Raw genomic sequence first — 23,135 nt, forward strand, 5'->3', positions numbered from 1 at the left:
CGCATGGGATGGACACTCTGGGCCCTGGAGTCGTTGCTGGCGGTGGCCGCCGCGTGGGCCCTGTCCACCGCCCTGCTGCGTGAGCGTCCGACGCTGGAGCGCTGGATGGGCGCGCTCCTCATCGGCTCCGCGAGCATCCTCACCTGTGTCCAAGGGCTGGGCCTCGTCGGGCAGTTGGGCCGGCCTCAGCTCGCGGTGGCTGGACTGCTGCTGCACGGAGGACTTCTCGCCTTCGCCCTGCGTCGGGTGGGCGGCGCGGAGCTGCTCTCGCGCCTGCGCGCGGACGTGGGCGCTCCGCCGCGCTTGCTGCGAGACATCCATCAGCGTCAGGAGCTGGCCGCGTGGGCCCTGGTGCCGGCGGCCTGCGCGGTCATCGTCTCGTGCTCCATCATCTGGCACTTCCCCAACTGGGCCTGGGACGTCGTCTGGTACCACGTCCCCAAGACGAACTACGCGGTGCAGACGGGCAGCATCACCTGGGTGGAGACCTCCGTCTGGTACGTCAACGGCTACCCCGAGCTCACCGAGCTCCTGTCCGTCTGGAACGTGCTGCTGCCTCGGCACACGCGTCTGGATGACCTGTCCCAGGTTCCCTTTGGAGTCCTGGGCGCGCTCGCGGTGGCCGCGTGGTGCCGTCGAGCGAGCGCGAGCCCCGCGCTCTCCGCGTCCCTGGGCGCGATGTGGCTCGCGCTGCCCGCGGTGGCCCTCCAGCTCCACACCTCCCACGCCGACGTGGTCGCGGGCTCACTGTTCATCACCGCCTTCTACTTCCTCACCGAGCGCGATTGGAGCCCCTCCGCGCGCACGCTGACGCTGCTGGCGATGGGGCTCTACGCGGGCACCAAGGTGTCGGGCCTGTTCCACCTCGCGCTGATGTCGCCGCTGCTGCTCGCTCGGGGCGCGGAGGTGTTGTCGCGCGCGAAGGGGCGTCGTGGCCGGGTGCTGGGACAGACGGCGCTCGCGCTGCTGCTGTTGCTCTGGCTGGGCGCGCCCACCTACGTGGAGAACGTGGCGCGCACGGGCAATCCCTTCTGGCCCGCGCGCATGCGCGTGCTGGGGCATGAGCTCGAGGGCCCCATCCGCGCGGAGGACATCACCGGGCCGCCGGCCTTCTTCGGCTCGCCTGGGGCCTTCCGGCGCATGGTGGACGCATGGACCGCGCCGGAGGGCATGTACTGGCCCGACGTGCGCGAGCGCGCCTACGGCTGGCTCTTTCCGTATCTGCTGCTTCCCGCGCTGCTGTGGGTGAGCGCGTTCGCGGTCTTCAGTCGGGAGCGCTTCCTGCGCCTGTCGCTGCCCTTGCTCGCGGGCCTGTCCGTGCTGGTGCCCGCGGCGTGGTGGGGGCGCTTCACGTTGGGGCTCCCGGCCGCGGGGCTCGTCGCGCTGGCCGTGCTGCATCGCCAATTGCGCACGCGCTACCTCCAGGTGCCGCTGTCCGCCCTCGCGGCCTTCCTGTCCGTGGCGTCCTTCGCCAAGGCCGCCGTGGGCTATCAAGTCCTGCCCACGATGGGGCGCCGCGCCGTGCCGGGTCTGCGGGACACGGACCGCGTGCGCGAGCGGATGGGCTGGCTGTGGCCTCCCCACGCGGCGCGCCTGCGTGAGGAGGAACTCGAGCCTGGCGACGTGGTGGCCTACGACAACACCACCACGTTCCTGGGCGAGTACTGGACGCTGGACCTGCGCAACCGCGTGGAGTTCGTCAACCACGACGGCGCCGACGACGTGTACCTGGACAGACTCCGCGCGCTGAAGCCGCGCTGGGTGAGCGTGGGCCGGGACAGTCCCGCGGAGCGCCTGTTGCTCGACCGCGCCCCTGTCTTCGAGCGGCTCTTCGACTGTCCTTCGAGCGGCGCTGTCATGTATCGGGTCACTCGCGACGACTGGTAGGTGTCTTCGGGGAAAGCTCCGTGTCGTGGCGCCAGTCCGCCGTGAATGAAACAGCCGCGTTGAAAGAAATCGGCGGGAGTGCGAGCCCGCCGTGGAGATGCGTGCGATTGACGCGCCGAGCCTGTCTCGCGCGTGCGGTATCCTGGGCACATGCGCCAATTGCTGACCTTGCTGCTCTTGCTCGCCGCGCCAGTCTGGGCCGCGGTCCCCTCGGGCTTCGCGGAGACGGTCTACACCTCGAATGACTTGATCCAGGCCACGGGCATGGCGTGGGCGCCGGATGGCTCCGGGCGCTTGTTCGTCACCATCAAGTCAGGGGATGTGCGGGTGGTGTCGATGAGCAACGGCTTGCCTCGGACGACAACGCCGGGCGGCACCACCTTGGTGACGAGTCTGTTCGCCCGGGAGCTCGTGGTCGAGACCAACAGCGAGTGTGGTGTCATCGGCATCGCGGTCGACCCGAACTACACCGTCAATCGCTACGTCTACATCTTCGTCACGGTCTCCGAGACGGAGCAGCAGATTGTCCGCTACACGGACCTCGACGGCGTGGGCACGGCGCGCACGGTGATTGTCTCGGGACTCCCCACGAAGGGACAGAACCACGACGGTGGCGCGCTGGGCTTCGGGCCGGACGGCAAGCTGTACTTCGCCATCGGCGACCTGGGCAACGGCACGGGCGTGGACGCGGACCTCACGTCGCTGGCGGCCAAGGTGAGCCGGGTGAACCGGGATGGCTCGCCGGTGAATGACAACCCGTTCAACGACGGCGTGGGTCCCAACAACGAGCGCATCTGGGCGCGAGGCTTCCGCAACCCGTTCACGCTCACGTTCCAGCCGAGCACCGGCCTCTTGTGGCTCAACGTCGTGGGCACCAACTACGAGCAGACCTTCGTGGTGAAGAGCGCCGCGCACGGGGGCTACAACGACTACGAGAACAACCAGCCAGCGACGAACAACTACATCACTCCCGTCATCAAGTACCGCACCGGCGGCATCGATGAGCGCACCCTCACCGCGAGCGGCGCGGTTCGCTCGGGCGGCGTCACCACCTTCACGACCACGGGCACCCACGGCTTCCGCAAGGGCGAGAAGCTCACCCTCGCCGGTGTCACGGACACGTCCTTCAACGGAGACTTCTACGTCGCCAGCACCCCGAGCGGGACGACCTTCACCGTGGCGCAGGTGGGTCTGGCGGATGCGAGCAGCGGCGGGGGTTCGGCGAAGACGCAGCGGTTGGGGGGCTGCATGAACGGCGGCGTCTTCTATGACGCCACGCTGTTCCCGCCGGAGTACCGCGGCAACTACTTCTTCGGGGACTACGTCGACGCCACCTTCATGCGTGCCACGCTGGCGGCGGACAACACCATGGCGACGGTGGACTCGTGGGGCACCAGCTTCACGTCGTACATCGACGCGGCGGTGGGCCCGGATGGCGCGCTGTACACGATCGGCTTCCAGGGCCGTCTGCGCCGCATCGTCCCCGCCAACCCAGGCCAGCGACTGGTCGTGTCGGGGCTGTATCCCCGCGTCGTCGAAGGCGGCCAGGCCACGTTCACCGTGCGCCTGGCGCAGGCGCCCACGAGCCCCATGGTGGTGGATGTCTACCGCGCTCCGGGCGGAAGCTCGGACCTGCGCATCTCTGGTCGCGCGACCTTCACCTTCACGCCCGACGACTGGAGTGTCCCTCGCGTCGTGACGCTCGAGGCGCTGGAGGATGCGGACGCCGTGCAGGACACGGCCACCTTCACCGTGTCATCGAGCGGCCTCACGTCGGAGTCCGTGCTGGCGACGACCATCGAGGACAACTCCGCGCAGCTCGTGCTCTCGTCGAGCAACGTCAACGTCCCCGAGGGCGGCACCGCGACGTTCACCGTGGCGCTCTCCCGCGCTCCGGCGAGCAACGTCACCGTGAACGTGGCGCGTGCCTCCGGGGACGCGGACCTGACGGTGCAGGCGGGCGCGACGCTGACGTTGACGCCGACCGACTGGAACACCCCGCAGACGGTGACGCTGGCAGCCGCGGCCGATGCCGACAACGCGGATGGGGTCGCCACCATCGCTGTCTCCGCCACGGGATTGGACTCGCGCACGGTGACGGCGACGGAGGTGGACAAGGACGACCTGGCTCCGGACATCACCTCCACCGCGCTCACCCGGGCGGTGGTGGGCAACCCTTATCGCTATGACGTCGACGCGCGAGCCCGTCCCGCGGCCCAGTACTCGCTCACGACCTCACCTCCGGGGATGAGCATCGACGCGGCCACGGGCCTCATCACGTGGACGCCGACCACGGCGGTGACGGTGGACGTCGCGGTGCGCGTGACGAACGGCGTGGCTCCCGATGCCACCCAGACGTTCTCCGTCACGGTGACGCAGGATGAGCCTCCGGTCGCGAAGCTCACGCATCCCACGCAGGAGGAGCGCGTCTCGGGTGCGTCCGCGGAGTTCTATGGGGACTGCGAGGACGACGTGGGCTGCACGCATGCGGAGTTCTACGTGGACGGGGAGCGGCGCTACGTCGACGAGCGCACGGACAACCACTTCCACTTCGGCGGTGAGCACAACCGCTGGGACACGACGGACCTGGCGCCGGGAGGTCACCTGGTGCGCTTCGTCGTGGTGGACACGCGAGGCAACCGCGCGGAGGCCGAGGTGAAGGTGTGCGTGGGCACCGGAGACTGCACGCTGGTGCCGCCCGACGCGGGGACTCCCGACGCGGGGACTCCCGACGCGGGCGGAGGGGTGCCGGATGCGGGAGAGGAGCCGCCGTTGCCCCTCCCCTCGGGCGGTGGCTGCGGGTGCGGCGCGGCTCCCATGGGCGCGCTGGCTTGGGGCGCCTTGGCGGTGCTGGCGCTGGTGCGGCGGCGACGTCAGCTTCGCTGAACGGAGTGGGATTCGGGGACGGCGGTGGAGAGGGCCGCCGTCCGGAGTGCCTCCACGAGGTCGAGCGTCGGGGTGACGAACTTCTCCAGGTCGACGGCGGTGAAGGGCACTCCTGGGTGCTCGGCCTCCAGCAGTCCCTCGATGATGACGAGGTGCTTGTAGTCCTTGCTGGCTCGCAGCAGGGGTTCTCGCACGTGGGGCGCGACGAGGAGCGCGCGACCCTGGGGATTGAGGTCCTTCAGGTCCAGCGCGGCGTCCAGCTCCGTGTCGCCCACCGCCCCGTCCCTCTTGCCGAGGCGCTCGAGGAACCTGTCCAGCAGGACCTTGCTCTCGAGGTGGAGGCCGGAGGGAAGGACGTCGCTCAGGTCCACGCGAAGGACGGCCAGGCGCCGGCTTGCTCTTCCCTGGTTGCGGGTCTCGGTCGCCAGGGAGACCTGCGCCCCGTGGTGGACCCCCAGGACCTCGATCTCCCGCGCGATTTCGTCGTAGCTCCATCCTCGGGCTGTCGCGAAGGTGCGCCACGCATGCTTCGTCTTCCGCGCGATGTGGAAGTTCTGCCAGGCGGAGGCGGCGATGAGGAGCACCGAGGCCAGGATGACGCCACCTTTCACGTACGCCTCTTCGGTCATGAAGGGAATCATCCTCCCTCTCCGCCCTGCACGGCCAGTCGCCCTCGTGGGTCCTCCAGCGGCTCACGACGTGCGAGGCCGACCGCGCGGAAAAGCCGCCGGATTCCAGACACTTGCCCCTATGTCAGAGGGAGCGTGTAAGGGAGCAGGCGCCCGGCGCTTGGTGCGGACGGCATCCCCGGAGGAGGCTGCTGGCTGGCCTGGGTGCCGTGGGGTTGAGGGAGGGTGAACGCGGGATGCGCTTGCTGCACACGTCGGACTGGCATCTGGGACACACGCTGTACGACGTCTCGCGCGAGGCGGAGCACGGCGCGTTCCTGGAGTGGCTCCTGGACACGCTCGAGGCCCAGGCGGTGGATGCGCTGCTGGTGGCCGGCGACATCTTCGACACGTCCAATCCCAGCGCGGAGGCCCAGGCGGCCTGGTACCAGTTCATCGCGAAGGCGCGTCGGCGGCTGCCTCGGTTGGATGTGGTGGTGATTGGCGGCAACCATGACTCGGCGGCGCGGCTGGATGCGCCGGACCCGCTGTTCGCGGCGCTGGGCGTGAAGGTCGTGGGGGGACTGCCGCGGGGGGAGGGCGGGGTGGACCTGGCGCGGCTCCTGGTGCCGGTGCACGACGCGAAGGGGCATGTGGCGGCGTGGGTGGCGGCGGTGCCGTACCTGCGGCCGGCGGACCTGCCTCCGATGCGCGAGGACGTGGGGGACCGGTTGGTGGAAGGTGTTCGCGCGGTGTACGCGGAGGTGCTGGAGGCGGCCCGGCATCGCCGTCAGCCGGGGCAGGCGCTGGTGGCCATGGGCCATTGCTACATGACGGGCTCGGAGCTGTCGGAGCTCAGCGAACGCAAGATCCTGGGCGGCAACCAGCATGCGTTGCCCGTGGACCTGTTCCCCGAGGACGTGGCGTACGCGGCGCTGGGGCACCTGCACAAGGCGCAGCGCGTGGGTGGGCGTGAAGGGGTCCGCTACAGCGGCTCTCCGCTGCCGCTGTCGCTGTCGGAGGCGGGCTATCGGCACCAGGTGTTGCTGGTGGACTTGAAGGGCGAGGTGCTGGAGCGCGTGGAGTCCGTGCCGGTGCCTCGCCGGGCGGAGATGGTGCGGGTGCCCGCGCGGGACGCGGCGGTGCTGGACGACGTGCTGGCGCTGCTGGAGGCGCTGCCGGCGCTGGATGAGGCGACGCCGGAGTGGCGGCGGCCCTACCTGGAGGTGTGCGTGTCGCTGCCTCGGCCGGAGCCTTCGCTGCGGCAGAAGGTGGAGAAGGCGCTGGAGGGACGCGCGGCGCGGCTGGTGAAGCTGACGCCCGCGTACACGGGCACGGGGGGCGCGCTGGCGGAGACGGGGCCCGCGATGTTGTCGCTGCGGGAGCGCACGCCGGAGGACGTCTTCCGCGCGCGCTACGCACGGGACTACGAGGAGCCTCCCTCCGAGGTGTTGCTGGAGTCGTTCCACACGCTGCTGACCCAGGTGCAGGAGGACGCGTCATGAGAATCCTCGGCATCCGGGGGAGCAACCTCACGAGCTTCGCGGGGAACTTCGCGCTGGAGCTGGACCGGCCGCCGCTGGACCGGCTGGGGCTGTTCGCGATTACGGGAGCGACGGGGGCGGGGAAGAGCACGCTCCTGGATGCGCTGTGTCTGGCGTTGTTCGACCGGACGCCGAGGTTGGGCGGGCGTGGCGGCGTGCCGGTGGGTCGGGCGGACGAGGAGGACGAGGCGCGGCTGTCCGCATACGACGTGCGCGGCATGTTGCGCCGGGGCGCGGGCGAGGGCTTCGCGGAGGTGGACTTCCAGGGGAAGGATGGTCGGCGCTACCGGGCTCGGTGGTCGGTGTGGCGGGCGCGAGGGCGCGCGGAGGGGCGCTTCCGGCCGCAGGAGATGAGCCTGACGGAGGTGGCGTCGGGGCAGCAGTTCGGCCGCACCAAGGGCGAGGTGCTGACGGCCATCCAGGAGCGGCTGGGGTTGTCGTTCGACCAGTTCCGTCGCTCGGCGCTGTTGGCGCAGGGGGAGTTCGCCGCGTTCCTCAAGGCGGACGCGAATGAGCGCGCGGAGCTGCTGGAGCGGATGACGGGCACGGAGGTGTACAGCCGCCTGTCGATGGCCGCGCACGAGAAGAACAAGGCGGAGCAGGAGCAGCTGGCGCAGCGGGAGCGGGGGCTGGCGGCGATTGCGCTGATGGAGCCGGGGGAGCGGAGCGCGGCGGAGGGGCGGCTCGTCGAGGAGGCGCAGGCGTGCAAGGGCGTGGAGGCGCGGCTCTCGGAGGCGGAGAGCGCGGCGGCGTGGCACTCGGAGCGGGTGTCGTTGGTGAGTGCGCAGGGGGAGGCGGAGGGGCGGGAGGCGCGTGCGGCGGAGGCGGTGGAGGGGGCGGCGCCTCGGGCGCGGAGGTTGGAGGAGGTTCGGGCGGCGGAGTCCTTCCGAGGGGCGGTGACGTCGGCGGCGGAGGCGGAGCGTCGGTGGGAGGAAGCGGAGGCCGCGTGTCGCGCGCGGGCGGCGGAGCTGGAGGGGGCGAAGGCGCGGTGGGCGCAGCTCCAGTCGGCGTTGCAGGGGGCGGAGGAGGCGCGGAGGAGGGCGCGGGCGGCGCAGGAGGAGGCGGCGCCTCGGTTGGAGGAGGCGGCGGAGCTGGATGCCCGGTGTGCGGCGGCGGCGCGTGACGCGGAAGAGGCGCGGGGGCGTGCTCGGGCGGCGGAGGCCGAGGCGGTGAAGGCTCGGGGCGTGCTCGAGGAGGTGGTGGCTCGCGAGGAGGAGGCGCGGGCGAAGGGGGAGGGGGCTCGGGCGTGGCTGGTGGAGAAGGCGCATTGGGAGGCGTTGGCGAAGGAGTGGCCTCGCTGGCAGCGCGAGCTGGAGCGGTACGAGGTGGCGCTGGGCGAGGGGCAGACGGCGCGGACGGTGGTGGAGAAGCAGCGGGGCGAGGTGGACCGGCTGCGCGAGGCTTCTCGGCTGAGGCGCGAGGAGCGCGACGCGGAGGTGGAGTCGGAGTCGCGGGTGCAAGCCACGGCGACACATGCCGAGACGGCGCTGGGGGAGGGGACGGGGGTGGAGCGTCGCGTGCTGCGCGAGTCGCTGCTCGCGAGGCAGGAGACGCTGCGAGCGTTGGAGATGGCGCGGCAGGGGTTGTGTGCGGGTGAGGCCGAGGCGACGGAGGCGGAGCGGGAGGCCCAGGCCGCGAAGGGGGAGGTCGAGGCCGCGTCGTTGGCGGTGCGTGACGCGGAGGTCCGGAGGGTGGAGGGGGAGGCGGCGCTGAAGGAGGCCCGCAGGGCGCTGTCGGTCGCGGAGGCGACGCAGGGGCACGCGGCGCAGCGGGCCTTGCTGCGCGAGGGCGAGGCGTGTCCGCTGTGTGGCGCGACGGAGCATCCCTATCGGCACGAGGTGCCCGCGCTGGCGGGACTGGTGGCGGAGTCAACCGCGCGCGTGGAGACGCTGGAGGCGCAGCGGGCGGAGTGCTCGAGAGCGGAGGTGTCCGCGAGCGCACGACAGGCGGCGGCACGAGCGCGCGTCACACAGGCCGAGGCCCGGCGCGAGAGTGCGGCGGTGCGGTGCGCGGAGCACCGTGTGGCCTGGGGACGTGGCCGCGAGAAGTGGCGACAGGTGAGCGACTCCACCGCGCCTGTCGAGGACGGTGCCTCGTCCGAGGCGGGCCTCTGGCTGGAGGCGCGGGCCACCGAGCTGAAGGCGCGGCTGTCCGCCTTGAAGTCGGAGGAAGAGGCCGCGGAGGGGCTGGCCCGGGCGGCACGTGAAGCCCGCGCGGCACTGGAGACTCAGCGCACCCGCCGTGAGCACGCCGCCGATGCGCTCCGGCGCGCGGAGGAGTCCTTCACTCGCGCGGAGGGAGCCCTCCGGGAAGCAGTCGCCCGGCTGGACGCGGCCGAGTCCACGGTGCGCCAGGTCCTCACGGACATGGCCCCCATCTTCTCCTCGGACGCCGGATGGGAGGCGAAGCTGGAGGCCGCCCCCGCGGACTTCCGCCAGAAGTGCGGCAAGCGCGTGTCCATGTGGAAGGAGCGCGAGGACATCGTCCAGAAGGCCAAGGAGCGCGCCGACGAAGAGCAGCGGCACCGCGCCCATGCACAGGGCTTGCTGGACGTGAGCGCTCGTCGAGCCCAGGAGGACTCGGGGACGGCGGCCCTCAAGGAACAGTCACGCGACGCAGCCACCCGAGCTCGCGCGACGCTCCTCGACGGTCGTCCCACGGACGAGGTCCGCGCTGAACTCCGTCACGCACTCGAATCCGCGGAAGCCACCTACGAGAAGTCCCGCCAGTCCGCCGAGTCCGCGAGGCAGGCCGAGGGCGTGGCGCTGGCCCGCGTGGAGGACGCGACGCGGGGACTGAAGGCCGCGCTGGAGTCACGCGACTCCGCTCGAATGGACCTGGAGCGGCGTCTGTCCGCGCAAGGTGTCTCGCTGGAAGCCGTGAAGGCCCTGCTCGCGCACGATGCCGCCTGGTGTGAAGCGGAGGCTCGGGCGCTGGCCGCGTTGAAGGAGGCCCTGGCCCATGCCCGCGCGGTGCTCGAGGAGCGGCGAGCCCGCCGTGCCGCCCACGAGGCGAGCGGGGCCCCAGCCCTGTCGGAGGCCGAGGCCGCCACCGCCCGTGAGCAGCTTCGTGCCGACGTGGAGGTCCGCCGCCGCGCCGAGGCCCTGCTGCGCGCGAAGCTGGACGCGGACGACGCGGCCCGCGCCCGCCACGGCAGCGAGGCCCAGGCCCTCGCGGAGCGCAGGCAGGCGGGCGAGGTCTGGAAGGCGCTGAGCGACCTGATCGGCTCGCACGACGGCAAGCGCTTCAAGGTGTTCGCCCAGAGCCTCACGCTGGACGCGCTGCTGCTCCACGCCAACGCGCACCTGCAGGAGCTGGCCAGGCGCTACCGCCTGATGCGCGTGCCCGGCCATGACCTGGACCTCCAGGTCGTCGACGGGGACATGGGCGACGAGGTGCGCGGCGTGGCCAGCCTGTCCGGTGGCGAGAGCTTCCTCGTCTCGCTGGCGCTCGCGCTGGGGCTCGCGTCGCTGTCGTCCGAGACGACGCAGGTGGAGACCCTCTTCATCGACGAGGGCTTCGGCACGCTGGACCCGGAGACGCTGGAGGTGGCGCTGGCCACGCTGGACGCGCTCCAGGCCACGGGCAGGCAGGTGGGCATCATCTCCCACGTCTCCGGACTGGCCGAGCGCATCGGCGTGCAGGTGCGCGTGGTGAAGCAGGGCGGGGGCCGCAGCCGTCTGGTGGTGGAGGGGGACCTGGGAATCCCCTCCGCGCCCGCCCCGGAGGTCCGACTGCTCGCTTGAGCGTGCCGGACCTTATGCCGTGGTGCCCATCAACCCCCGCACCACGGCGGCCACCGCCAGGGGCGTGGCCACCCGGTCATCCGCGAGTGACGCGAGCGCCCGAGCGAACTGCGCCGCGGAGCTGAAGCGCTGCGCCGGATTCGGAGCCAGCGCGCGGTCCAGCACCAGCGCGAGTGCGTCCGACACCTCCGGGACATGCAGCCGCACGGGACGCACGCGGCCTCCTCGGATGGCGGACTCGACCTCGTCCCCGGGGCCCGAGGGGAAGGGGGACTCCATCGACAGCAGCTCGTACAGCAGCACCGCGGTGGCCCACAGGTCCACCGCCACGGAGACCTCACCCGCGAGCAGCTCCGGGGAGCGGTAGTGCTGCTTGCCCAGCCGCCGGGCATCCAGCGCCAGCCCCGCCCTGGAGCGCGCCACGCCGAAGTCCGCCAGCTTCACCTCGCCGGTGCGCGACAGCAGCACATTGTGCGGGGACACGTCGCAGTGGACGACGCCCAGCGGCCGCCCCGTGGGACTGGTCGCCTGGTGCGCGTGGGCGAGCGCCTCCAGCACCTGCCGGACGATGAGGACGGAGATGTCGATGGGCAGCTCGATGCGCCGCCGGCGGCACTGGGCCAGCACCCGTCCCAGATCCGGCCCCTCCACCAGCTCCAGCGCCAGGTACCCGCCGTCGGGCAGCTCCCCATACTCGACGAAGCCGACGATGTGAGGGTGGCTCAGGCACCGAGCGAGCTCCGCTTCATGCAGGAGCTGCTCGTGGGCCTCGTCATCGTGCGTGCGCTCGGGGCGCACCCGCTTGATGGCCACGTGCTCCCCCTCTCGCGGGCCGTCCTTCACCCGGGCGAGGAACACCTCCGCCATGCCGCCCCGGCCCAGCCGGGAGAGCAGCTCGAAGCGGCCACAGTCCCGAGGCCAGTGCTCCAACCCCTCGACCATGACCTACCCCGCTCCGCCCACCAGGCTCGCCAGGTAGCGGTCCAGTGTCTGGGAGAAGGTCGCGTCGTCGCTGAGGAACGCGAGTCCCACCCCGCCGCTGTAAGGGTCATCCACCACGTGCACCACCACCGCGTCGCCCTGGAGCCGCTCGCCATTGGGCAGCTTCACATCGACGGTGACGATGCTATCCGGCGGCGGTCGGTGCGCGGTGCGGATGAAGAGCCCGCCGTTGGAGATGTTCAGCGCGTGCTCCCGCACGAAGTCCAGCTCGGTGCGGAACTCCAGCTCCAGCCTCACCGCGAAGCGGCGGCCCCGGCGCTGGGGGCTCCCGGGCGGCGCGGGAGGCACGCGGCGAGGATCCAACTCCGGCGTCGGCGCGGGGGGCGGCGGCGGAGGCGCCGAGGGAGGAGGCGGCCGGGACGTCAGCGCACCCACATGCTGCGCCAGCAGGCGAGAGGCCTCCGCGCGCTCATGGCCCCCGAAGGCCCGCCCTCCCGCGAAGGTGAGGTGGCGGAACGCGTCGCGCTCCGCCTTGGGCAGGCGCCACAGCTCCACGAACGTCCCCCCGCTGCGCTTCACCTCGTCCGCGAGCCGCTCCACGGCCGCGCGCGGATAGCCGGGCGCTTCCACCTTGAGCTCGATGCCCGCCTGCTCTGCCTGCATCGCCACGACGAGTTGCAGCGTCTGCGCCGAGGGCAGCAGGGCCTCGAGCCCCTCCACGACCGCCGCGGCGCGCTCGGGTGTTGCCCTTCCATTCCACAAGGCCGCGAGACCGAAGACAGGCACGAAAGAGACGATAGCTGAGGGAATGGGGGGGGCGAACACTGTTTGCTAACAGTCATGCCGCAATCGCTTCATGGGACTGAACAGAGTCCATACAAAGAGCGACTTCCGGCCCGTACCCACGGGAATAGTGCCTGACGAACACCCTCCGGTCTTCATAGACTTCGGGTTCCCCCTGACTCACCCCCCATTTCCCCCCGGAGTCAGGGGAAGGGAGTCGAATGATGCGTACGCCCCTCTCACGGCTCATCGCCTGCGTGCTCATGTCAGCGTCATTGCTGGTGGGCTGCGGTGGGTCGGACCCCGATGATCCCAAACCCCAGGTGACCGAAGATGGTGGTTCGGACGCGGGGTCGGATGCAGGCCACGATGAGGAAGATGCGGGAATTGATCCGGATCCCGACCCCGACCCGGGCAAGGTGCCCACGGACATCGAGGACCCCGACAACCGCAACAAGGACTCCGACTGTGATGGCCTGACGGACGCGGAGGAGTTCGCGAATGTCTATCCCAACGGGCTGAAGACGGACCCGGGCCTGCGCGACACGGACGGCGATGGAATCCGTGACGGCGTGGAAGTGGGCCGCACCAGCAGCGTCGACCCGAAGTGCTCGTTCCGCGCGGACATGGACCCGCACTCGCGCACCTCGCCGGTGAAGGCAGACACGGACGGGGATGGAATCTCAGACGGTCTGGAGGACACCAACCGCAACGGCGCGCGGGAGATTACGGAGACGGACCCGAACGCCATCGACTCGGATGGTGACGGCATCTCGGACGGCGAGGAGGACACCAACAAGAGCGGTACGGTGAGCCCCGGTGAGACGGACCCGCGCAAGCGCGACACGGACGGCGACGGCCTGTCGGACAGCATGGAGCGCAAGCTGGGCACGGACCCGCTCAAGCCGGACACGGACAACGACGGCTGCAGCGACGGCGACGAGGACCGCAACCGCAACGGCGTGCGCGACAGCGGCGAGACGGACCCGAAGGTCGCGGACTGCGCGGCCTCCATTCCGGACGCGGACTTCGACGGCATCCCCGACTCGGTGGAAGCCGCCACGGGCACCGACAAGAACAAGGCGGACACGGACGGGGACGGCCTGCCCGACGGTGTCGAGGACGAGAACAAGAACGGGCGCGTGGACCCCGGCGAGACGGACCCCCGCCTGACGGACACCGACTGTGACGGCCTGCAGGACGGCCCGGGCCGCAACGGCTTCCTGGGTGAGGACGCCAACAGCAACGGCAAGGTGGACGGCGCCGAGACGGACCCGACCAACCCGGACACCGACGGTGACGGCCTGCGCGACGGCCTGGAGCGCGGCGTGACGACGGCGCTGGCGCCGCGCAAGGACTGTGGCTACTCGGGCGATGCGGACCCGGGCACCACGACGAGCCCGACGAACCCGGACTCGGACGGCGACACCATTCCGGACGGCGCGGAGGACGCGAACCAGAACGGCCGCGTGGACCCGAACGAGCTGGACCCGAAGAACCCGGCGGACGGCGCCTCGGGGACGCCCGCGGGCCAGGCGTGCCGCGTGAGCAACCTGCGGCCGGTCACCTTCAAGGAGGAGAACGGCGCGGACATCCGGCTCGCGCTGCCGGCGACCTTCAAGGACGCCAACATCACCTACCTGACGGCGGGTGGCTCCACGGTGGGCGTCATCGGCTGGGATGACACCAAGCAGGTGACGATGATTGCGTACAAGCGTGGTGTGGTGGGCAACTCCACCACGCCCACGGGCGACGAGGCGGGCATCCGCGCCGCGTCGTTCAGCAACGTGACGCGCGACGTCTCCCAGACGTTCACGACGTGGGACGGCTACGCGGCGCTCGCGGCGCGCTACTCGATGCCGGGCTCGGGCGACCTGAAGACGGTGACGAACACGCTGGCCCGCTCGCTGGTGCCCAACAGCACGGGTGCGCTCACGGGAACGGCGGGTGTCGCGGGTCCGTTCACGCTCCAGGCGCAGTACGTCCACCGCACCAACGACAGCGTGCTGGTGGTCCTGGCCCTCACGCCGACGGTCAGCTACACGGAGGCGGGCAGCCTCTTCACGCTGTCCGACGCGGCGGGTGGCTCCTCGCTGGCGCAGTTCGGCGACGCGGACGCGGTGCAGTGCGAGCTGTTCACCTCGCCGACGGCGGTGGTGGACTTCCTCTTCGTGGTGGACGACAGCGGCTCCATGGCGGACTCGCAGGCGGCGCTGGCGAACGCGGCCACGGCGGTGGCCAACAAGCTGGCCAACTCGACGTTGGACTGGCGCCTGGCGATGGTGACGTCCAGCTACACCTCCGGCAACTCCAGCCACGTCAACCGGGGCGTGGTGCGAGGCTTCACCCGCAACATCAACCAGTTCAAGGCGTGGCTGACCACCGACAGCGCCTGCGGTGCCAATGGACAGTGCTCCGGCGTCACCATTCCCGCGGGGACGGACCCCACCACGTGCTCGGCGTCGACCCCGTCCTGCTGGGTGGGGACGGGCGGCTCGGGTTCGGAGTGGTCGATGGACGCGGCTCGCGCGGCCATCAATGACAAGCTCGTGCCGAATGGCACGACGGTGGCTGACCGCATCCGTCCCGGCGCGAAGGTGGTGGTCGTCATCCTGACGGACACGCACGACTACTCGACGGACAGCATCGCGACGTTCGAGCAGTACTTCAAGGGCACGGGCACCACGGCGACGACCAAGAACCCGCTGAACCAGGTCATCCAGGTCCACGGCATCATCTGCCCGCCGGAAGGTGCGACGGGTGACACGTCGACCTGGTGTCACAACCAGGAGGACCCCCGCAACCCGAAGCACCTGGACATCATCCAGGCGACGGGCGGCGTGGTGGGCAGCATCCGGAACTCCGCGTCCATCACCACGACCATCAACGGCATCGTGGACAGCACCATCGCCGCGGTGGGCCACAAGACGCAGCAGCCGCCCATCGGCGCCTCGGTGAAGGTGTCCGTGGCGGCGGTGGCGAACCCGACGTCGTGCCCCACGCCGTCGGACCTGCCGCGCAGCCGCGTCAACGGCTTCGACGTGGACGGCATCAACCGCACGCTGTCGTTCTTCGGCGGCTGCCGCCCGCAGGCGAACAACACGCAGGCGGCGGTGTCCTACCGCTACTGGAGCGACCGCACGACGAGCCCCAACGGCGTGCCGCCCCCGTGCAAGTCGGACCCGAACTACGACCCGACGCAGGCGGACTACTGCAAGCGCCAGCTCGTCTGCAACCGCGTGACGGACAAGTGCGAGTGCCCCGCGGACTGCGGTGGTGGCGGAGCGCCCGGCCAGGTCTGTGACACGGACGTGAACGTGTGCGCCTTCAAGTGCGCGCCGGACTGCGGTGGCGAGTGCGGCACCTACGAGTCGTGCAACTCGGCGACGTGCGCCTGCACGTGCGTCCAGTCGGCGACGTGCGCGCCGGGCTACAAGTTCGACCCGAGCGTGTGCGCCTGCGCGTGTGACACGTCGGTGCTGAGCTGCGGCTCCACGTCGCAGCCGGATGCGGCCTCGTGCTCGTGCGCGTGCAAGACCGACTGCGGTGGTTGCCCGGCGAACACGCGGTGCAACGTGAACACCTGCGCGTGTGAAGGCGTCATCGGCTGAGGCCCTGACGTCCGCGCCGGTCCTCGCTGAAGCACGCGAGGGCCGGCGGCTCGCGACGAAGAGATGAAAGAAGGCCCCGGTGGCATCGCGCCGCCGGGGCCTTCGTGTTCCAGGCTCTGTCCGCGTACGTTCGGAGGCTAGCGGCCCGTGCCGAGTCCCGCCGGCGCGGCGGCCGTGCGCAGGACGGGGTAGACGCGCAGCTGGGTGTCGCGGGCGGGGTGGCGCTCATAGAAGAAGCGCAGGCGCGCGCGCGCGTCCTGGGCGAAGGCGGGGTCCTTGAGCTTCGCGTCCCACGCGGCCTTCACGGCGGCGTCCTTGGCGAGCAGCTCCCGCGCGAAGGGCTCCAGCACGTAGTCCTCGATGTATTCCTTCTGCTCGAAGTGGGCGTTGAAGAAGCCCCAGGAGAGCAGCGAGTCGGGGCCGGAGGGCTCGAACAGGTGCGCCACCAGCTCCACGCCGGGCTGGGCCACGGGCACGTACAGCGTCCCCGCGGGGAGCGCCTGGGACTGCTTCTCCCACGCGCCCTTGACGGAGAGCGTCTGGTGGCCCTCGTTGGAGGAGGGGCTCCACTTCGACTCGGTGGCGCGGAAGACCTCCACGTCGCTCGCGGGCGTGGGGCGGGAGAGGCGCTGGAAGCTCAGGCCGTGGGTGGTGAGCTTCTGGGAGACCCAGGCGGCGTGCGCGGGAGGCACCAGGTAGCCGCCCGAGGGCAGCGTGACGGTGAGGGCGGGCTCCACCGTGTCGAAGTAGGGCACGGTCCAGACCTGGGGCTTGGAGTCGTCGTAGCGAATCCACGTCTGGCCGGAGACCTCGGAGGTGCCGCGCTCGTAGGCGTAGCCTCGGAAGGCGATGGGGCGGCTGTGGGCGGTGTTCTTCCACGCGAGCACCACGTCGCGCACCTGGCCGGCCTGGGCCTCCGCGTCGGCGGCCTTCACGGCGGCGAGCATCCCGGCGCCGTCGCGAGCGGCCATCCGCAAGAGGCTCGCGACGACGTTGCGCGTGGCCTTCACGCGCTGGGCATAGGGCTTCCAGGAGTGGGTCTCCACGAGGACGCCGAAGCGGCGGTGGCGGGCGGCGTAGGCGTGGCTGAAGCGCGGGGACGGCACGCCGTAGGCGAAGCCGGACATGGGGTCATCGTCCTCGCGGAAGGACGGGTAGAAGTCGAGCGGCTGGTGGCCCTGGGTCTCCAGCTCCTGGAGGAGCTCCTTCATCAGCTTCACGCCGACGGTGCGCAGGGGCGCGGGGCCGGACTGCAGGGGCTCGATGGCGATGGCGACATCGGGCTCGAACTTGGCGCCGTCGGTGACGTGCAGGTCCGCGTAGATGAGCGCGTCCCAGGTGTTGAGGTAGCGCAGCAGGGCCACCATCTCCGGGGCGTCGGCTTTGACGTAGTCGCGGTTGAGGTTGAAGTTCTGGCCCGTGGTGCGCCAGCCCATCTCCTCGGGGCCGACCTGGTTGGGGCGGTTGTTGGGGGCGAAGCGCTCGTGGCCGTCGACGTTGAAGACGGGGACGAAGACGGCGGTGACGTCCTTGAGGACGCCGGGGAGCGTCTTGCCGGCGAGCAGGTCTCTCAGGAGCGCGAAGCCCGCGTCCTTGCCGTCGATTTCACCCGCGTGGATGCCGCCCTGGAAGAAGACGACGGGGCGCTTCTTCTTCGTATTGGCGGCGGGGGTGAGGGTGCCGTCGGCGCTCGCGATGAGGGCGAGCATGGGGCGGCCCTCGGGGGTGGTGCCGAACGTGTCGCAGCGCACCTTGCCGGGGAAGGCCTTGGGGAAGGCGCGGCAGAGGGACTCGACCTCGGAGTAGCGGCCGGTGCGTGTCCAGCCGCTCTGCTCGGAGACGGTGGTGAGGGGGAGCGGCGCCTGGGTGAGCGCCAGGGAGAGGGCGGTGGCGAGGAGCATCCTCAACCCTCAGCACAGGCTCTGGTGTGATTCAACCGCTGTGCACGGTGAGAGTTCCTCCCACGGGTAGGACGTGCAGGTGTTGTCGCGGCAAGTCACGGCGCGTCCACTCGGCGTCCAGGCGCCGGGGCGGCTCGTCGAGCGGCTCGTCGGTGAGCTTGAAGGTGCCCCAGTGCATGGCGAGGAAGTCCCGGGCGCGGAGGGCTTCAAAGGCTCGCACGGCTTCCTCGGGATTCATGTGCTGGCGGCTCATGAACCATTCCGGGTCATACGCGCCGATGGGGAGCATGGCGGCGTCGAGGTGGGGGAAGCGCTGGCCGATGTCGTGGAAGCCCTCGAACCAGGCGGTGTCGCCGGAGTGGTAGAGGCGGGCGCTGGAGCCTTCGATGACGAAGCCGCCCCAGAGCATGTCATTGGCGTCGTTGAGGCCGCGCCGGCTCCAGTGTTGGGAGGGGACGAAGTGGACGGTGACGGGGCCGACGCGGGTGGAGTGCCACCAGTCGAGCTCGGTGACGGCGAGGCCGCTGCCGCGGAACACGGGGGCGTGGCCGAGGCCGGTGACGATGGGGGCTCGGACGTCGACGAGGGTGGGGAGGTCCAGGTGGTCGTAGTGGTTGTGGGAGACGAGGCTGGCGGTGATGGGGGGAAGCAGGTGGGTGGGGAGGCCGGGAGGGACGTTGCGGCGGATGACGACGTTGATGGCGTCGCGCAGGACGGGGTCGATGACGAGGGAGATGCCATCGAGTTGCACGAGCCAGCTCGCATGGCCGAGCCAGGTGAGGCGGGCGCCTTCACCGGGGGCGGGGGGCGTGGCGAGGAGGGCGAGGTCTGGGGAGACGTGGGGGACGGGGGCGTGGTCGGGGGACTTGCGGCGGCGGCCCGAGAGTTTGTCGGCGACGGCCCATTTGAAGACGGTGCTGAAGGGCTGGGGGCCGGTGCCGTCGAGGTTCTTGAAGCGCAGGGGCATGAGGGCGGAGTCCTAGGGGCGCGTGGGGCCCGAGCGCCAGTCATGCGCGCGAGGTGTGTGGGTTCGCAAGGGAATGCGGAGGGGGTCACCAGTGGGGGTGGCAGACCCAGGGGGAGGAAGGGCGACGTTGGAAGCAGCGGAAGCCGTCGGCGCAGGTGTCGGGGCCGTCGGGCTGACAGGGCTGCTTGCAGGACCAGCCGTCGCAGACGAGGTTGGAGGGGCACGGCGGGAGGTTCTGGCCGCAGCGTTGCTCGCACTCGGACCAGATGCGGTCGGGGAACTGGGGGGAGTGGATGACCTCGCAGGTCTGTCCTGGGGGACAGGGGGATTGCTGGCAGGAAGGGCCGAGGACTCGAGCGCAGGTGGACGCGCCTTCGTCATGACGGATGCACTGCTGGCCTTCGGGACAGTCACGTTGTTCGCAGGTCGGGAGGCAGAGAGGCTCGGGACGGGTGTCCGCGCAGAAGAAGTGAGATGCGCATGTTGGGGGGGAGGAGAGGGCGCAGGGACGGGCGCAGAATCCTCCTCGGCCGCCGCAGACGAGGCCAGGAGCACAGGCTTCGTCGTGAGTGGCTGGAACCTTGATGCATCGTTCTCCTTCCGTGCGGACTCCGCGAGGGATGCAGTAGCGAACCAGGGGGCCCGAGCCCTCCGTGGAGAGGAGCTGGCAGTGCTGGCCGTCGGAGCATTGCGCGTCGGTGAGGCACTGGCTGTCAGCGCAGTATTGCGCATGGGCGCGGGCATCCATGAGGCAGCCCAAGGGAGCCTCGCAGGCGGCGCTGTTGGAGCAGTTTCGGCGGTAGGTGCGGAGCCGGCTTCGTTCTTCCATGGAGAGGACGGGGCTGATGGTCCGGCCATGGCTGTACTCGGGTGTCTGGGGCTGGAGCGCTCCGCCGAGAATGAGAACGAGTGGGAGGGGGAGGAGCAGCGCGGTGATGACCGTGGTGGGCGTCCGCCAGTTCATTCCGGGTCACCACAGTGTTCGATGCATTCAGGGTCGTTCGCGGGTTTGCCCTCGCAATAGCGTTCGCGTTCCTGGCTGGTGCACCGTGTGGGGAGGGTCTCCAGCGCATCTCGATGCGCGGCGCGGTCCGCCCAGCCGTCTCGCCGATGAACCTCGGGGCAGCCCAGCAGGGCCAAGGACAGCGCACAGACCCAGATGACTGGCCATGGCATCGCGTGTCCCCCGGGAGAGGAAGCTCTCACGAGTTCTACCATGGAGGCGCCTGGCTCTCCGGAGACATCGCCGTGCCTCTCGGCCCCCAGTTCAGTGGCTCACGCTGCGGCCAGGCTCGGCGCTTCGGGGAAGCCCCCATCTGGCTCCGCTCTCACTTATATAGAGCGAGATGCTGCCCACCTCCGGCTCCACGACCCGCAAGCTCCTGCTCGCATTCGGCGCGCTCGTGGCCCTCTTCACCGCCGCTTCGGGCTTCGCGCTCGCCCGCCTGGCTGACATTCACGACGGCTCCCACCAGCTGCGTGAAGCCGGCAACCGCGTCCGTGATGCGCTCGAACTCGCCACCGCCGTGAGAGACCAGTACGCCCACGTGGCGCACACCATCATCCTCGGCAACGCCAGCCACGTTCACTTCCACGAGGAGTCCCGAGCACGCGTCGAAGCGCTCACCCGCAGCCTCCGCGAGCAGGCGCAAGACGAGGAGGAGCGCGCCTGGGTGGCCGACATCCAGGAGAACGGCGACGCCCTCGAGCGCCTGTACCGCGACTCCCTCCTCCCCGCCGTGCTCGCGAAGGACCACGCCACCGTCACCGCCGTCCACAGTCAGGTGCTCGAACGCGTGTCGCTCGTCCAGGCCCGCGCCGAATCCCTGGCGCATCGCTTCGACAACTCCATCGGCTCCTTCGAGGCCCACGTCGGCGCCGTCGAACACAACAGCTTCCGCTGGGCGCTGCTCCTGCTCGGCGGCGCCACGCTGTTCGCCATCGGCGTGGGCATCTACATCGGCAACTCCGTCGCCCGCCCCGTCGCCCGTCTGTCCGAGGGCGCCGCGCGACTCGCCCAAGGAGACCTCGACACGCGCATCCCGGAGAACGACCCCGGAGAGCTCGGCCAGCTCGCCGCGCAGTTCAACCGCATGACCGAGGCCCTGCGCACCCATCAAGCCCAGCTCGTTCAACACGAGAAGCTCGCGAGCGTCGGCCGCCTCGCCGCCGGTGTGGCGCACGAAATCAACAACCCCCTGGGCGTCATCCTCGGCTATGTGCGCATCCTCCAGCGAAAGGCGGAGGGCCCCCTGGCCGAAGACCTCAAGGTGGTCGAGGACGAGGCCGTGCGCTGCCAGCAGATTGTCGAAGGGCTGCTCGACCTCTCCCGTCCGGGCCATGGGCCCATGGAGAAAGTCTCCGTGCGAGAGACCTGTGAGGACGTCGTGGCGAGACTGCGAGAAGCCGAGCGGCTCGGTCAGGTGGAGGTGCGCGTGGAGGGCACCGCGAGCGCGTGGGCCCAGCCCCTGCGTCTGCGTCAGGTCCTGCTCAACCTCGTGAGGAACGCCGCGGAGGCCGCGGGCACGGGCGGCACCGTCGAGGTGCGAATCGAACCCGACAAGGACGGAGGCGCCAGCGTGGCCATCTCCGACTCCGGGCCCGGCGTGAAGCCCGAGGACCGTCGTCGCCTCTTCGAGCCCTTCTTCACCACCAAGTCCACGGGCACCGGCCTGGGGCTCGCCGTGAGCCAGGCCATCGCGGAGGCGCACGGAGGACGTATCGAAGCGGACACAGGTCCACTCGGAGGCGCGCGCTTCACCCTGCGACTCCCGCCCGCCTCCGCCGAGAGAGAGGCCATGGCATGAGCACTCCCTCGAAACCCAGTGTCCTCGTCGTCGACGACAAGGAGAACATGCGCAAGCTGTTCTCCCGAATCCTCGGAGACGCCTACGCGGTGACGGAGGCCGCGGACGGAGAGCAGGCCATCGCCCAGCTCTCGTCGCGCGCGTTCGACGTGGTGGTGACGGACATCCAGATGCCAGGGGCCGACGGCTTCGCCGTGCTGCGAGAAGTGAAGCACCGAGCCCCCGAGACGCAGGTCATCCTCGTCACTGCCTACGCGAGCATTCCCAAGGCCGTGGAGGCCATCAAGGAAGGCGCCTACGACTACCTCTCCAAGCCGTTCGATCCGGATGAAGTGGCGCTGGTGGTGGCGAGGGCCCTCGAGAAGCGCCGCCAGGGACACGAAGCGACGAACCTGAAAGCGCGCCTCGCCGTGGCCCCCGAGCTTCATGGTCTCCTCGGTGGAAGTGCCGCGATGCACGCGCTTCACGGCCTGCTGTCTCAAGTCGCGACCCGAGACCTCACCGTGTTGCTTACAGGAGAGACCGGCACCGGCAAGGAGCTGGCCGCGAGAGCCGTGCACCGAGAGAGCCCACGGGCCGCGAAGCCCTTCGTCGCCGTGAACTGCGGCGCGCTCCCCGCGGAGCTCGTGGAGAGCGAGCTCTTCGGTCACGCGAAGGGCGCCTTCACCGGGGCCACCGCCGCGAAGCCCGGCCTCTTCGAGGAGGCCCACGGAGGCACGCTCTTCCTCGACGAGATTGGAGATCTCCCGTTGCCGGTGCAGGTGAAGCTCAATCGCGCGCTGCAGGAGAAGGAGGTCCGTCGGGTCGGCACCACCACCGCGGTGAAGGTCGACGTCCGAGTCGTGGCCGCCACACACCGAGACCTGTCCGCCGAAGTCTCAGCGGGCCGCTTCCGCGAGGACCTCTACTACCGGCTCAACGTCGTGACGGTGCAACTGCCCCCGCTGCGCGAGAGGAGAGAGGACATCCCACTCCTCGCGATGCACTTCCTGTCCCGCGCCGGGCGTCCCGAAGTGGAGGGCTTCACCGCCGAGGCTCTGAGAGCCCTCGCCGCCCACGACTGGCCTGGGAACGTGCGTCAGCTCGAGAACGCGGTGGCGCGAGCCGTGGCCGTGACGAAGGGTCCTCGCATCACGCCCGAAGACCTGCCGCCGGAGATCAACACCACACGCGCCGCCGCGACGGGAGCCACAGCGCCAGGAGTCAGGGCTACGAGTGACTCCCTGGCGAAGCTGCCCTACCGAGAGGCGGTGGACGGAGCGAGGGACGCGGTGTCCCGCGAGTACCTCTCCGCGCTGATGCAGGAGTTCGGCGGCAACGTGACCCACGCGGCCGAGCGCGCGGGCATGGAGCGAGAGAGCCTCCACCGTCTGCTCAAGCGCTACGGAGTGCGCTCGGAGGACTTCAAGCGCTCCGAGTAGCACCGCGCTCCAACCGAGCGAGCTCGCTGATG

12 protein-coding genes are annotated in these 23,135 nt (G+C 70.5%); 7 read left to right on the forward strand and 5 right to left on the reverse strand.

Annotated features, from left to right (window positions below; translation table 11 throughout):
- The first annotated feature begins 3 nt into the window (after nt 1-3).
- The gene (locus MYSTI_RS05000) at nt 4-1,887 is read left to right on the forward strand and encodes a hypothetical protein (protein WP_015346616.1); all 1,884 of its coding nucleotides are present in this window, start codon (nt 4-6) and stop codon (nt 1,885-1,887) included.
- A gap of 150 nt (nt 1,888-2,037) precedes the next feature.
- Nucleotides 2,038-4,773 carry a PQQ-dependent sugar dehydrogenase gene (locus MYSTI_RS05005; RefSeq protein WP_015346617.1) on the forward strand — a complete coding sequence of 912 codons (2,736 nt, stop codon included), beginning with the start codon at nt 2,038-2,040 and terminating at the stop codon, nt 4,771-4,773.
- Here MYSTI_RS05005 and MYSTI_RS05010 read toward each other — a convergent pair.
- Nucleotides 4,761-5,414 (reverse strand): hypothetical protein, encoded by a 654-nt coding sequence (locus MYSTI_RS05010; protein ID WP_015346618.1) that lies wholly within the window; start codon nt 5,412-5,414, stop codon nt 4,761-4,763. The genes MYSTI_RS05005 and MYSTI_RS05010 overlap by 13 nt on opposite strands.
- Nucleotides 5,415-5,638: 224 nt before the next feature.
- Between MYSTI_RS05010 and MYSTI_RS05015 the strand changes: the two genes are divergently transcribed.
- Both MYSTI_RS05015 and MYSTI_RS45240 read left to right on the forward strand, forming a co-directional pair.
- Nucleotides 5,639-6,886, forward strand: a complete 1,248-nt coding sequence (locus MYSTI_RS05015; RefSeq protein WP_015346619.1) for an exonuclease SbcCD subunit D C-terminal domain-containing protein — start codon at nt 5,639-5,641, stop codon at nt 6,884-6,886.
- On the forward strand, nt 6,883-10,671 hold the full coding sequence (locus MYSTI_RS45240; protein ID WP_015346620.1) for an AAA family ATPase: 3,789 nt from the start codon (nt 6,883-6,885) through the stop codon (nt 10,669-10,671). The genes MYSTI_RS05015 and MYSTI_RS45240 overlap by 4 nt, the downstream gene beginning before the upstream one ends.
- A gap of 12 nt (nt 10,672-10,683) precedes the next feature.
- Here MYSTI_RS45240 and MYSTI_RS05025 read toward each other — a convergent pair whose 3' ends face one another.
- Nucleotides 10,684-11,613, reverse strand: a complete 930-nt coding sequence (locus tag MYSTI_RS05025) for a serine/threonine-protein kinase (RefSeq protein ID WP_015346621.1) — start codon at nt 11,611-11,613, stop codon at nt 10,684-10,686.
- Nucleotides 11,614-11,616: 3 nt separating this feature from the next.
- Nucleotides 11,617-12,399, reverse strand: a complete 783-nt coding sequence (locus tag MYSTI_RS05030; RefSeq protein WP_015346622.1) for a TIGR02266 family protein — start codon at nt 12,397-12,399, stop codon at nt 11,617-11,619.
- A 221-nt stretch (nt 12,400-12,620) separates the two neighbouring features.
- On the opposite strand from MYSTI_RS05030, the gene cglD reads away from it, so the two are divergent.
- A complete protein-coding gene (gene cglD, locus MYSTI_RS05035; protein WP_015346623.1) occupies nt 12,621-16,007 on the forward strand; it encodes an adventurous gliding motility lipoprotein CglD in 3,387 nt (1,128 codons plus the stop codon).
- A 137-nt stretch (nt 16,008-16,144) separates the two neighbouring features.
- Here cglD and MYSTI_RS05040 read toward each other — a convergent pair whose 3' ends face one another.
- On the reverse strand, nt 16,145-17,908 hold the full coding sequence (locus MYSTI_RS05040) for a M14 family metallopeptidase (protein ID WP_015346624.1): 1,764 nt from the start codon (nt 17,906-17,908) through the stop codon (nt 16,145-16,147).
- A gap of 31 nt (nt 17,909-17,939) precedes the next feature.
- Entirely contained in the window at nt 17,940-18,875 is a 936-nt protein-coding gene (locus MYSTI_RS05045) for an MBL fold metallo-hydrolase (RefSeq protein WP_015346625.1), read from the reverse strand.
- Between the two features lie 1,346 nt (nt 18,876-20,221).
- Between MYSTI_RS05045 and MYSTI_RS05050 the strand changes: the two genes are divergently transcribed.
- Complete coding sequence (locus MYSTI_RS05050) at nt 20,222-21,682, forward strand: sensor histidine kinase (RefSeq protein WP_015346626.1); 1,461 nt, start codon at nt 20,222-20,224, stop codon at nt 21,680-21,682.
- Nucleotides 21,679-23,103 carry a sigma-54-dependent transcriptional regulator gene (locus tag MYSTI_RS05055; RefSeq protein WP_015346627.1) on the forward strand — a complete coding sequence of 475 codons (1,425 nt, stop codon included), beginning with the start codon at nt 21,679-21,681 and terminating at the stop codon, nt 23,101-23,103. The genes MYSTI_RS05050 and MYSTI_RS05055 overlap by 4 nt, the downstream gene beginning before the upstream one ends.
- Nucleotides 23,104-23,135 lie beyond the last annotated feature (32 nt).

Source organism: Myxococcus stipitatus DSM 14675 (assembly GCF_000331735.1).
GTDB classification, from domain to species: Bacteria; Myxococcota; Myxococcia; order Myxococcales; family Myxococcaceae; genus Myxococcus; species Myxococcus stipitatus.